Raw genomic sequence first — 12,270 nt, forward strand, 5'->3', positions numbered from 1 at the left:
CGATCCGGCCGAGCCCGCGTCCTCCTCCACGCACGGGTGTCAGGAGGCGGCGTCGACCGCCTGCGCGGCCAGGGCCCGCTCGGTACCGGCGAGCCCCTCGACGACCATGCGGCGCAGCGCCGCCGGTGCGTCGGGGTGCGTCTCGAGCCAGCCGCGGACGGTGTCCCGCAGCTCGACCGAGGCCAGCGGGGCCGGGTAGAGACCCTCCACGAGCTCCTCTGCGATGTGGTAGCTGCGGCTGTCCCAGATCGGCAGCAGGGCGTCGACGTAGCGCTGCGCGAACGGCTCCAGCACCGCCGGGTCCGTCACGTGCACGAACCCGGAGGCCGTGGCGCGGATGATCGCGTTCGGTGCGTCCGAGTCGTCGACCACGGAGGCGAAGGCGCGCTCCTTGCCGGCGGTCGTCGGGATCGTCGCACGGGCCCGGGCCGCGGCCTGACGACCGGTCGCGGTGTCGTCCGCGGCCTGGGCGGTGTCGATCTCCGCCTCGTCGGCGGCGCCGAGCAGCACCAGTCCCTGCAGCAGCTCCCAGCGCAGGTCGGTGTCCACCGACAGCCCCTCGAGGACGACCGACCCGTCCAGCAGGCCGCGCAGCGGTGCGACGTGGTCCTCGGTGGACGCCAGCGCCGAGAAGTACTTCACGAGCTGCAGCTGCAGGTCGGAGCCGGGCGAGGCCTTCTGGGCGAGGGCCCACAGGGTGTCGCCGACCCGCTGGAGCGTCCCGGCACGCCGCTCCGGCGCCACGTACGTGCGGGTGGCCAGGCCGAGCTGCGCCAGGGTCGTCCGCACCGTCGTCGACTCGGTCTCGGCGGCGATGTTGCCCAGCACCAGGTCGACGTACGCCGAGGCCGGCGTCTCGCTGTCGCGCACCGCGTCCCACACCGAGCTCCACACCAGCGAGCGGGCCAGCGGGTCGGCGATCCGCGACAGGTTCTCGACCGCGAAGGTCAGCGAGGCGTCGTCCAGCCGCACCTTGGCGTAGGCCAGGTCGTCGTCGTTGATCAGCACCAGGGCCGGCCGGTCGAGCTCGATGAGCTCGGGCACCTCGGTCCGCTCGCCGTCGACGTCCACCTGGACCGACCGCGTCCGCACCACGTTCCCGGCGGTGTCGAAGTCGTAGAAGCCGATCCCGAGCCGGTGCGGACGGATCGTCGGGTAGTCCTCGTGCGCCGACTGCTCGATGACGAACGAGGTGATGCGTCCGTGCGCGTCCAGCTCGATCGAGGGGCGCAGGGTGTTGACCCCGGCGGTCTCCAGCCAGGCCTGCGACCATGCGGACAGGTCGCGGCCGCTGGTGGCCTCGAGCTCGACCAGCAGGTCCCGCAGCTCGGTGTTGCCCCAGGCGTGCTTGCGGAAGTAGGCCGAGACACCCGCGACGAACTCGTCACGGCCGACCCACGCCACGAGCTGCTTGAGCACCGACGCACCCTTGGCGTAGGTGATGCCGTCGAAGTTGACCTGGACGTCCTCCAGGTCGTTGATCGGTGCCACGATCGGGTGCGTCGACGGCAGCTGGTCCTGGCGGTAGGCCCACGTCTTCTCCATGGCGTTGAACGTGGTCCACGCCGCCTCCCACTCGGTGGCCTCGGCGGTGGCGAGGGTGGAGGCGTACTCGGCGAACGACTCGTTCAGCCACAGGTCGTTCCACCACTTCATGGTGACGAGGTCGCCGAACCACATGTGCGCCAGCTCGTGCAGGATCGTCACGACGCGGCGCTCGCGGATCGCGTCGGTGACCTGGGAGCGGAACACGTAGGACTCGGTGAAGGTGACGCAGCCCGGGTTCTCCATCGCGCCCATGTTGTACTCGGGCACGAACAGCTGGTCGTACTTGTCGAACGGGTAGGCGACGCCGAACGTCTCCTCGTAGAAGCCGAAGCCCTGCCGGGTGGTCTCCATGATCGCCTCGGCGTCCAGGTGCTCGGAGAGCGAGGCGCGGCAGTAGACGCCGAGCGGGACCACGCGGCCGTCCGACGACGTCGCCTCGCCGCGCTCGACGGCGTAGGGGCCCGCGACGAGCGCCACGAGGTAGGTGGAGATGCGCGGGGTCGGCCCGAACTCCCAGCGGGCCGCCTCGACGCCGGTGTCGGTCGCGTGCGTGGCCGGGGTCGGCTCGGGGGTCGGCTGGTTGGCGACGACCTGCCAGCGGGCGGGTGCGGTCACCGACAGCTGGAAGGGTGCCTTGAGGTCGGGCTGCTCGAAGGTGGCGAACACGCGGCGCGCGTCCGGGACCTCGAACTGGGTGTACAGGTAGACCTCGTCGTCGACCGGGTCGACGAACCGGTGCAGGCCCTCGCCGGTGTTCATGTAGGCGCAGTCGGCGACGACGCGCACCTCGTTCTCGGCGGCCAGGCCGTCGAGGGCGATCCGCGAGTCGGTGAACACCGCGTCGACGTCGAGCGACCGGCCGTTCAGCACGATCTCGTGCACCCGCGGGGCGACGAGGTCGAGGAACGTGCCCGCACCCTCGGTGGCCGAGAACCGGATGACGGTGGTCGACGCGAACGTGTCGGGTCCGGTGGTCAGGTCCAGGTCGATCGCGTAGGACTCGACGGCGGTGACGACGTCGGCACGGGCGATCGCCTCGGCACGGGTCAGGTTCTCTCCGGGCACGGGTGCTCCCTCGCATGGTGGTCGTGGCGGCGTGTCGCGAGGTCGTCGCGGCACGCCGACGATCATGCCACTTCCTGGGTGCCCGACCGAACGGATTCGCGAGGTGTCAGCCGGTGTCCGGGGGAAGGGTTCGACCCCCGACACGCGCTCGTGACATCCTGCTCGATGCATGTGACGCGTCGGCACCGACCGGCGCGGGAGGGAGAACTGATGTCCGGCACGGTGCCGCCACCCCCGCCGCCCGGCCCTGGTCCCCAGGAGCCCGGTGGCGCGTCCTCGCCCGCCGCGGCGCCCCGACGGGCCTCCGCCGCCCCGGCGGCGCCGCCGTCGTTCGCGCCGCGCGGCGCCGGTCGGCGGGAGACGACGGCGACACCGGACGAGCAGGCGACCCGTCCGCACGCCCCCGTGCCCCCGGCCCCGGGGGCGTCCTCGCCGTCCACGGCCTCGCCCGCGTCCCCGTCCCCGCACGCCGCGCAGACGACCGCGTGGAACGCGACCGCCCCGGTGGCAGGTTCGGCTCCCGTGCCCCCGCAGCAGGCCCCGTCGCGGGTTCCCGCGGGTATGCCTCCGCAGCAGTACGGGTACGGCTACACGCCGCAGCAGTACGCCTACCAGCAGCCGTCGGCCGCACCCGGCGGCGGCACCCCGCCGTCCGGGACGACGCAGCAGCCGTCCGTCGGCGGGCGGGGCCGTCGGCTCAGCGCCGGCTGGATCGCGTTCATCGCGCTGGACGCCGTCCTCCTCGTCGTCGCCCTCGTGTTCGCGGTGGGCGCGCTGGGCGGGTCGGACCTCCCCGACACCCAGGCCGAGGGCACCGCGGAGGCCGCCGGCGAGGGCGCTGCGAACGGCGACGGCGACGGTCAGGGCGGTGCCGAGCAGGACGCCGACTCCGGGCCGGGTGAGCTGGTGACCGAGTTCGCCTCGCCGTCGCGCAACATCACCTGCGAGGTCTACGCCGACCAGGTCACCTGCGGTCTGGCCGAGCGGGACCAGCAGCCCGTCCCGGTGGAGGACTGCGACGGGACGAGCGGGTACGCCGTCACGCTGACCGGCGGCGGCGAGGTCTCGCTGCCGTGCCTGGCCAAGGGGGAGAAGCCCAAGAAGGCGCCGAAGAACATGGAGCAGCTGCCCTACGGCGAGTCCCGCACCGAGGGCGACTTCACCTGCACCAGCGAGACCGACGGCATGTACTGCCAGCACGATCCCAGCGGCAACGGGTTCTCCCTGGCCCGGGCCGGCGTCGGGACGTTCTGACCGGTAGCTCTCCGGCACGACGACGGACGCCCCGGACCCTCGAGGGTCCGGGGCGTCCGTGCGTCCGCCGCGGTGGTCAGCCGGTGGCCGTCACCAGATGCTGACGCGCTCCTGCGGGGGCAGGAAGAGCGCGTCGTCCGCCGTGACGTCGAAGGCGCGGTAGAACTCGTCGACGTTGCGCACCACCCCGTTGCAGCGGAACTCGTTCGGGGAGTGCGGGTCGGTCGCCAGGCGGCGCTCCACCTCGGCGTCGCGGCCCTTGGCCTGCCACACCTGCGCCCAGGACAGGAACACCCGCTGCAGGCCCGTGTAGCCGTCGATGACGGGGGCGTCGTCGAGCGAGCCGCCCAGTGCGATCCGGTACGCCTCGATCGCGATGGACAGGCCACCCAGGTCGCCGATGTTCTCGCCGATGGTGAGCGAGCCGTTGACGGTCGGGCCGTCCTCGCCGAGCTGGGCCGGGCGGAACTGGTCGTACTGGGCGACGAGGTCCTTCGTGCGCTTCTCGAACTCGGTGCGGTCGGTCTCGGTCCACCAGTCCTCGAGGCGGCCGTCGCCGTCGTACTTCGAGCCCTGGTCGTCGAACCCGTGGCCGATCTCGTGCCCGATGACCGCACCGATGCCGCCGTAGTTCACGGCGTCGTCGGCCTCCGGGTCGAAGAACGGCGGGTGCAGGATCGCGGCGGGGAAGACGATCTCGTTCATCCCCGGGTTGAAGTAGGCGTTGACGGTCTGCGGCGTCATGAACCACTCGTCGCGGTCCAGCGGCTTGCCGATCTTGCCCAGCTCGTAGTCCTGCTCGAAGGCGTGGGCCCGACGCACGTTGCCGACGAGGTCGTCCGCGGACAGCTCCAGGCCGCTGTAGTCGCGCCACTTGACCGGGTAGCCGACCTTCGGGGTGAACTTCGCCAGCTTGGTCAGTGCACGCTGCTTGGTCTCCTCGGTCATCCAGTCGAGGTTCTCGATCGACTCGCGGTACGCGGCGATGAGGTGCTCGACCAGGACGTCCATGCGCTCCTTGTGCTCCGGCGGGAAGTGCCGGGCCACGTACTCCTGGCCGACGGCCTCGCCGAGGGCGCCCTGCACGAGGCTCACGCCACGCTTCCAGCGCTCGCGCACCTGCTCGGCGCCGGAGAGGACCTTGCCGTAGAAGTCGAAGTTCGCCTGGACGATGTCGTCGCTGAGGTACGGGGCCCGGGCGGTGACCAGGTGGTACGCCGCCCAGAGCTGCCAGTCCTGCAGCGGGAGGCTCGACCACAGCTCGGCCAGGCCGGTGACGAACGACGGCTCGCGCACGACCAGGGCGTCCATCGCCCCGGCGGGGGCGCCGAGCGCGTCGGCCCAGGCCGCCCAGTCGAACCCGGGGGCCGACTCGACCAGGTCGGCGAAGGACATGGGGTTGTACGTGAGCGTCGCGTCACGGTCGCGGACGACGTCCCAGTGGTGCGTGGCGAGCCGGGTCTCCAGGGCGACCACGCGCTCGGCGGCCTCCTGCGGGCTGACGCCCCAGTCGTCGGTGCCGACGCCGGCGATCGCGAGCATCCGTGCCACGTGCGGGGTGTACGCGGCCCGGACCGGCTCGTACTGGTCCTCGCGGTAGTACGCCTCGTCGGGCAGGCCGAGGCCGCCCTGGACCATGATCGTCACGTACCGCTCGGGGTCCTTGGCGTCGTTGTCCACGCCGAAGGCGACGGCCCCGCCGCCCCCGGTGCGCTGCAGGGCGCCCAGGACCCGGGTCAGGCCCTCGCGGTCGGTGGCGTCGCGGACGGCGGCGAGCTCCTGGACGATCGGGGTCGTGCCGAGCTCCTCGATGCGCTCGGTGTCCATGAAGCCGGCGTACAGCGCGCCGATCTGCTTCTGGGGTCCGGTGGCGGTCCCGGACCGCACGGCCTCGCCGGCGTCCGTGATGATGTCGCGGACCTGGTCCTCGGCCTGGTCGTGCAGCTCCCGGAACGCGCCGTCCATGGCGCGGTCGGCCGGGATCTCGTGCGAGGCGAGCCAGCGCCCGTTCACGTGGCGGAACAGGTCGTCCTGGGGCCGGACGTTCTCGTCGAGTGCAGCGGTGTCGATGCCGGACCTCAGCCCGGTCGCGTCGGTCGTCATGTCGCCACACTACGCGGCCGCCCGGGCGGCGAGACGCGGCGTCGCCCGTGGCCCTCGTCGTGGACAATGGGGCCATGCGTCTGCACATCGCCGCCGATCACGCCGGATTCGAGCTCAAGTCCCACCTCGTCGAGCACCTGCGCGCCGCCGGGCACGACGTCGTCGACCACGGGGCACACACCTACGACGCGCAGGACGACTACCCCGCGTTCTGCTTCGCGGCCGGTGAGGCCGTCGTCGCCGAGCCGGGGTCGCTCGGCGTCGTCATCGGCGGGTCCGGCAACGGGGAGCAGATCGCCGCGAACAAGGTGCCGGGCGTGCGCGCGGTGCTCGCCTGGTCGACGGAGACGGCACGTCTGGGCCGACAGCACAACGACGCCAACGTCGTCGCCGTCGGCGGTCGCATGCACTCCCTCGACGAGGCGACCGGGCTGGTCGAGGCGTTCGTCGCGGAGCCGTTCTCCGGCGACGCCCGCCACCAGCGCCGGATCGACCAGCTCGCCGCCTACGAGGCCGCCCGGCCGACCGCGTCCTGACGTGCCCGAGGGGCACACCGTCCATCGGCTGGCCCGGACGCTCGACGAGCTCTTCGCCGGGCAGCGGGTCGCCGTCAGCAGCCCGCAGGGGCGGTTCGACGCCGGCGCCGCGCTGCTCGACGGCATGCCGTTCGCGGGGGCCGAGGCGTGGGGCAAGCAGCTGTTCTGTCGCTTCGACGCCGGGGCCGGGGACGACCGCTGGCTCCGGGTCCACCTCGGCCTCTACGGCGCCTGGACGTTCGCCGGGGACGGCAGCGCCGACGTCGTGCACGCCATCGGGGCGCCCCGCCGGCGGATCGGCGAGCGGGACAGCACCCCCGCGGGGTCGCCCGACCGGACGTCCGCGGGGGAGTGGACCCCGCCCGCGCCCCGGGGTGCGGTCCGGGTGCGCCTGCTGGGTGCGCACGCGGTGGCGGACCTGACCGGCCCGACCGCCTGCGAGGTGCTCACCGCGGCGGAGAAGGACGACGTCGTGGCGCGTCTGGGGCCGGACCCGATCCGGTCCGACGGCGGCCGGGCGTCCGCCGAGGCCGCCCGCGAGGCGTTCGTCGCCCGGGTCCGGCGCTCGCGCGTCACGGTCGGCCAGCAGCTCATGGACCAGGCGGTGATCGCCGGCGTCGGCAACATCTACCGGGCCGAGGCGCTCTTCCGGGCCGGCCTCGACCCGCTGCGGCCGGGCCGCGAGGTCCCGGCGGACACGCTCGCCGCGATCTGGGACGACCTCGTGGTGCTGATGCGCGACGGCGCCGGCACCGGACGGATCGTCACGACGCGTCCCGGGGACCGGGACACCGGCGCGCATCCGCCGCCCGGGGCGGGAGGGCGGGGACGGACCCGGCAGAACACCGACGACGACCCGGACGCGGTGCCTGCCGAGCAGGCGTTCTACGTCTACCACCGCGACGGGTTGCCGTGCCGGGTCTGCGCGACGCCGGTGCTGCTCAAGGAGCTGGGCGGCCGCACCCTGTACTGGTGCGGCGTCTGCCAGGCCTGAGCGGTCCGGTCAGAACACCCAGGAGCACATCGGCGCGACCGGCCACCCGAACGCGGTCGACGCCCGCGCCAGGGACTCGGGGGTCCGCTCCGTGACCAGCCCGGCGGCCGCCAGCGCCGTCAACGCCGTGCCGCCCAGGTAGGCGGCGCCGAGCTCCCGGATGTCCAGTGCCAGGTCGGCCTCCTCGGCAGCGGTCTCCGACGCGGTGCAGGACGCCGGGCCGAAGGCCTCGGCCCGCAGGTGCCAGACGCCCTCGTTGTCCGGCAGGCGGGTGTCGGTGACGGCCAGGGTGACGTCGAGGTCGGCCGCGTACCGGCGGCCGGCCAGCGCCGTCGGGACGTCGACGACCCGCACCCACACGTTGTCCGAGATCCGCAGGTCGGCGCCGCGACGGTCGACGAGCAGGCTGAGCAGCGGGTCGTCGGGGGCGACGAGGAACGGCTTGGTCTCGCTCATGAGGTCCAGGTCCACGAGCACGCCCCACAGCGCGCGCGAGGAGGCGGTGTCCAGCGCGACGGCCTCCGCCACGTTCACGGTGCCGCGGGGTCCGGTCACGTCCCAGTCGAGCTTGCGCCGCAGCAGGGCGTAGCCGCGGGGTTCGCCGTCGCGCTCGACGACGACCAGCCGGCGGGACTCGAAGCCCTGGCGGAAGGCGGCCGGGTCGTACCAGCGGTGCGCCTGCAGCTCCGCGGTCTCCGGGCCGGCCCAGCCCGGCCGGTTCAGCCCGAGCCCGCCCACGTCCTGCCCGGCGGCACGGTGGATGCCGAGCACCAGGTCCCGGTGGCGCTCGGCGTCGGCGTGCTCGATGCGCACGGTGTGCTCGGACGCGCCGGGGACGTCCCGCAGCGCCGCCCCACGGGGGAGGGTCACCCGCACGTCGTCGGCGGCCCGCCCGTAGCCGAAGCGTCCGTAGATCGCGTACTCCGCCGCGTACAGGGCCGACAGCGGCTCCCCGCGCTCGCGGCACGGGCCAGGTGGAGGTCGATCATCGCCGAGGCGAGACCCCGCCGTCGGTGCTGCGGGTGGACGCCGACCCAGGTCAGCCCGGCGGTCGGCAGGGTGCCACCCGGCACCGGGAACTGCGTGAACGGGTAGGAGGCGTGCATCGCCGCCAGCGGGGAGCCGTCCGGGGTGTCCCCGTCGACCTGCACGCCGACGGCGCGTTCCCAGGTCAGCGGCGAGGGCATCTTCGCCATCTCCTCGGTCTCGACCGGGACCGGGAAGGCCCACGCGTCGAGGTCGAGCACGTCGTGGTGGTCGTCGGCGGTGAGCGGCCGGAAGCGGTAGCCGTCCGGGAGGGGGGTGTCCAGGCGCATGGCTCGATCCTCGCCCGACCCTCCGGGGCACGCCAGGGGATATCCCCGCCGGTAGCCTCGCGCCATGGCCACCGCGACCGGACCGAGCTCCGCCGACGAGTACCTCGCCGAGGTGCTCGCGGTCGTGGAGCGGGTCCCGCCCGGCCGCGCCACGACCTACGGGCTCGTCGCCGAGGCGGTCGCCGAGGTCCTCGGCCGGGGCGGGCCGCGACAGGTGGGTCAGGTCATGGCGCGGGCCGGTGGGGGCCTGCCGTGGTGGCGGGTGGTCAACGCGGCAGGTTCGCCGCCGGCCCACCACCTCGACGAGGCCCTGACCGAGCTGCGCGCCGAGGGCTGCCCGATGACCCGCGACGGACGCCGGGTGGACCTGCGCCGCGCCGTCTGGCTGCCCTGAGTCAGCCGAGCAGGACCGCCACGGACGCCGGGTCGCCCTGGACCAGCAGCGTCGTCAGCGCCGTCTGCTCCCAGCGGGCGAGGTCCGCGCGGACCTTGGCCGGCGGCCCGACCAGGGCGACCTCCTCGACCATCTCCGTGGGTACCGCCCGGGCCGCGTCCTCCTTGCGGCCCTCCAGGTACAGCCGCTGCACCTCGTCGGTGACCTCGCCGTACCCGAGCCGGTCCAGCGACGCCTTGTGGAAGTTGGCGCCCTTGGCACCCATGCCGCCGGCGTACAGGGCGATGTGCGGGCGCACGAGGTCGGCCGCGGCCTCGACGTCGTCGCGGACCACGACCGGGATGGTGGCCGCGACCTCGAAGTCCTCGGGCCGGGACCGCTCCTCGGCGCGGCGGGCGAACCCGGCCTCGAGGAGCTCGCGGTGCTCGGCGTCCGCGCTCGGGGCGTAGAAGCCCGCCATCCAGCCGTCGGCGATCTCGGCCGCGAGGGCGACGTTCTTGGGCCCCTGCGCGGCCAGCAGGATGGGGATCTCGGACCGCAGCGGGTGCACGGTCGGCTTGAGCGCCTTGCCGAGCCCGGTCGCGCCGGGCGTGTCCTCGCCGACCGGCAGCGTGAAGAACTCCCCGTCGTACGCGACGGGGCGCTCGCGGGAAATCACCTCGCGCACGATGTCGACGTACTCGCGGGTGCGGGCGAGCGGCCGCTTGTAGGGCTGGCCGTACCAGCCCTCGACGACCTGGGGACCCGAGGCGCCGAGACCGAGCACGAAGCGCCCGCCGGAGAGGTGGTCGAGCGTGATCGCCTGCATCGCGGTGGCGGTGGGGGTGCGGGCGGCCATCTGCGCGATGCCGGTGCCGAGCCGCAGCCGCGAGGTGTGCGACCCCCACCACGCCAGCGGGGTGAACGCGTCGGAGCCGTAGGCCTCGGCGGTCCACACGGAGTCCAGACCGGCGGCCTCCGCCTGCTGCAGGGCCTCGACGATGCCTGCCGGCGGCTTGCGGGACCAGTAGCCGGTCTGGATGCCGATGCGCAGGGTGGTCATGGGGCTCCTCGTCGAGTCGGTGTTATCCGGGACGTGCGGTCTCGGACAAGTCACTGTAGCCGAGGTGCGCGTGCGGCCCGCGCCTCGCACCCTGGAGTGATGGCGACCCTCGACGACGTGGCGCGCACGGCGCTCGACCTGCCGGGCACCACCGAGGTCACCTCGCGCGGGTGGCGGGTGTGGAAGGTCGAGGGCCGCCAGTTCGTCTGGGAGCGACCGTTCCGGAAGGCGGACCTGCGCCGGTTCGGCGACGATCCGGTGCCCGCCGGTCCGATCCTCGCGGCCGCCGTCGAGGACCTGGGCGAGAAGCAAGCCGTCCTGGCGGAGCATCCCGGGTCGCACTTCACCATCCCGCACTTCGAGGGGCACGCCGCGGTGCTCGTGCGTCTGGAGGCGGTGGACGACGACGTGCTCGCCGAGACGGTCGAGGACGCGTGGGCGGCCCGGGCCCCGCGCTCGACGGTCGCCCGGTACCGCCCTGATCGCTGACCGTCAGTGGGGCGTGCGGTTCTCGCGGGACCGGTCGGCCACGGTGTTGAGCAGCGCGGCGCCCGTGGCCGCGTCGTCGACGGTGACGACGAGAGACCGCTCCCCGGTGCGCTCCACCAGCAGGGCCTCACCGGCGCGCAGCACGATCCCGATCCGTCCGCCCCGGAACCCGACGCGCCAGCCCCAGCCCCCGAACTCGCGGAAGGGGTCGACGTGGACGACCGAGGCCGCCACGACCTCGTCCGCCGGGACGTGGGTCCCCGGCCACCCGAGGACGGAGCGCGCGGTGAGGCCGGTGGCGTCGACGCGCACCCGGAACGCGAACATCGCGGCGAACAGCAGGGTCAGCACGGCCGGGACGAGCAGCAACGGCCACTGGCGCGTCAGCACCGCGAGCACGGTCGTGACGACGACGGCGGCCGCGCCGACCGCCAGGCCCGTGCCGCCCTGCGCGGTCCGCAGCCACACGGCCCGCTCGTCCGCGCGCAGGTGCGTGCGTGCCGCCTCCGGCGGGACGGGGCCGTCGGCGGGCTGCCGGGCGTCGCCCGGGACGACCAGGGCGGCGACGACGGCCGGCACCAGCGGCAACAGGATCGTCGCCGCCACCGCCCAGCCCGACAGGGTCGCCGACGAGGCGTCGTCGAGCCCGCGCTGGGCGCCGGCGCCGACCAGCAGCAGGGTGGCGCCGAGACCCCCGGACCAGACGGCGGAACCGGCCGCCATCCGGCGGGTCGAGGCGCTGCTGCCCCAGACCAGACCGACGACGGCGAACAGGGCGAGGAGCCCGACGGTGAGCGCGAGCACGGCCGTCACGAGTCCGGTGACCGTCATCGTGGCGTCCGCGGTGCCGTCAGGGCCCCAGTGGGTGGCGACCCGGGCGGGCAGGTCGTCCCGCCAGCTCCGCACGACGGCCGCTGCCGCGAGGGTCAGCCCCAGCCCGGCCACGGAGGACCAGAGGGTCGAGCGGCGTGCGCGTCGGTGCCAGTCGGTGCGGACCGTGTCGAGGGGCGTGGTCATCGCTTCAGCTCTTCCTGGAGGAGGGTGGTGGTGGCTTCGGGGGAGAGGCGCGCCTCGCGGGCGGCCGCGACGAACGTGCGCAGGGCGTCCTCGACGGCGGTCAGGTCCCTCGCGGCGGCGGCGGTGATCACCGCGCCGCGGGAGCGCCGGAGGTCGACGAGTCCCTCGTCCCGCAGCTGCTGGTAGGCGCGCAGCACCGTGTGCACGTTCAGCTCGAGCGACGTGGCGAGCTCACGGGCGGCGGGCAGTCGGTCACCGGGCGCGAGATCGCCCCGTGCGACGGCGAGATGGGTCTGCGCGACGAGCTGGGCGTACAGCGGTTCGTCGCTTCCCGTGTCGATGGTCCAGAGCACGGCACGAGCATACTAGTTCTATGACAACTAGAACAAACGATGTCCACGTGACGTCTTCTTGACGTCAGGAGGGGGCCGATGCCTCGATGGGGCGTCAGACAGGTAAGTGGTGCAACGCGCCATTGCGCCGCACCACTATCCTTCTTAGTGGCACGGGCC

Annotated in this window: 12 protein-coding genes; 5 read left to right on the plus strand and 7 right to left on the minus strand. The window is 73.8% G+C overall.

All coding sequences use genetic code 11. The annotated features are described in order from the left end of the window. Positions 1-39 precede the first annotated feature (39 nt). Positions 40-2,613 carry an aminopeptidase N gene (pepN, locus tag Q6349_RS07805; protein ID WP_304603575.1) on the minus strand — a complete coding sequence of 858 codons (2,574 nt, stop codon included), beginning with the start codon at positions 2,611-2,613 and terminating at the stop codon, positions 40-42. A gap of 522 nt (positions 2,614-3,135) precedes the next feature. Between pepN and Q6349_RS07810 the strand changes: the two genes are divergently transcribed. After that, the gene (locus Q6349_RS07810) at positions 3,136-3,867 is read left to right on the plus strand and encodes a hypothetical protein (RefSeq protein ID WP_304603576.1); all 732 of its coding nucleotides are present in this window, start codon (positions 3,136-3,138) and stop codon (positions 3,865-3,867) included. Positions 3,868-3,957: 90 nt separating this feature from the next. On the opposite strand, the gene Q6349_RS07815 is transcribed toward Q6349_RS07810, so the two are convergent. After that, positions 3,958-5,970, minus strand: a complete 2,013-nt coding sequence (locus tag Q6349_RS07815; RefSeq protein ID WP_304603577.1) for a M13 family metallopeptidase — start codon at positions 5,968-5,970, stop codon at positions 3,958-3,960. A 74-nt stretch (positions 5,971-6,044) separates the two neighbouring features. Here Q6349_RS07815 and Q6349_RS07820 point away from each other — a divergent pair, with 74 nt between their 5' ends. Continuing rightward, complete coding sequence (locus Q6349_RS07820; RefSeq protein WP_171247592.1) at positions 6,045-6,506, plus strand: ribose-5-phosphate isomerase; 462 nt, start codon at positions 6,045-6,047, stop codon at positions 6,504-6,506. Between the two features lies 1 nt (position 6,507). Then, positions 6,508-7,500, plus strand: coding sequence for an Fpg/Nei family DNA glycosylase (locus tag Q6349_RS07825; protein ID WP_304603578.1), 993 nt, complete (start codon positions 6,508-6,510; stop codon positions 7,498-7,500). A gap of 9 nt (positions 7,501-7,509) precedes the next feature. Here the strand turns inward: Q6349_RS07825 and Q6349_RS07830 are convergent, their stop codons facing one another. Together Q6349_RS07830 and Q6349_RS07835 are read right to left on the minus strand one after the other, a co-directional pair. Continuing rightward, positions 7,510-8,445, minus strand: a complete 936-nt coding sequence (locus Q6349_RS07830) for a sterol carrier protein domain-containing protein (RefSeq protein WP_304603805.1) — start codon at positions 8,443-8,445, stop codon at positions 7,510-7,512. Continuing rightward, positions 8,367-8,816 (minus strand): GNAT family N-acetyltransferase, encoded by a 450-nt coding sequence (locus Q6349_RS07835; protein ID WP_304603579.1) that lies wholly within the window; start codon positions 8,814-8,816, stop codon positions 8,367-8,369. Before Q6349_RS07835 ends, Q6349_RS07830 begins: the two co-directional genes overlap by 79 nt. 64 nt (positions 8,817-8,880) lie before the next feature. Here Q6349_RS07835 and Q6349_RS07840 point away from each other — a divergent pair, with 64 nt between their 5' ends. Further along, positions 8,881-9,210: an MGMT family protein gene (locus Q6349_RS07840; protein ID WP_304603580.1), complete on the plus strand. Its 330-nt coding sequence runs from the start codon at positions 8,881-8,883 to the stop codon at positions 9,208-9,210. Position 9,211: 1 nt separating this feature from the next. Here the strand turns inward: Q6349_RS07840 and Q6349_RS07845 are convergent, their stop codons facing one another. Further along, a complete protein-coding gene (locus Q6349_RS07845) occupies positions 9,212-10,243 on the minus strand; it encodes an LLM class F420-dependent oxidoreductase (RefSeq protein ID WP_304603806.1) in 1,032 nt (343 codons plus the stop codon). Positions 10,244-10,351: 108 nt separating this feature from the next. Between Q6349_RS07845 and Q6349_RS07850 the strand changes: the two genes are divergently transcribed. Further along, positions 10,352-10,741 carry an MmcQ/YjbR family DNA-binding protein gene (locus Q6349_RS07850; protein WP_304603581.1) on the plus strand — a complete coding sequence of 130 codons (390 nt, stop codon included), beginning with the start codon at positions 10,352-10,354 and terminating at the stop codon, positions 10,739-10,741. A gap of 3 nt (positions 10,742-10,744) precedes the next feature. Here the strand turns inward: Q6349_RS07850 and Q6349_RS07855 are convergent, their stop codons facing one another. Together Q6349_RS07855 and Q6349_RS07860 are read right to left on the minus strand one after the other, a co-directional pair. Beyond that, positions 10,745-11,758 carry a DUF1648 domain-containing protein gene (locus Q6349_RS07855; protein WP_304603582.1) on the minus strand — a complete coding sequence of 338 codons (1,014 nt, stop codon included), beginning with the start codon at positions 11,756-11,758 and terminating at the stop codon, positions 10,745-10,747. After that, on the minus strand, positions 11,755-12,111 hold the full coding sequence (locus tag Q6349_RS07860) for a GntR family transcriptional regulator (protein WP_304603583.1): 357 nt from the start codon (positions 12,109-12,111) through the stop codon (positions 11,755-11,757). Before Q6349_RS07860 ends, Q6349_RS07855 begins: the two co-directional genes overlap by 4 nt. Positions 12,112-12,270: the final 159 nt, after the last annotated feature.

This window comes from Isoptericola sp. 178 (genome assembly GCF_030586525.1).
GTDB classification, from domain to species: Bacteria; Actinomycetota; Actinomycetes; order Actinomycetales; family Cellulomonadaceae; genus Isoptericola; species Isoptericola sediminis.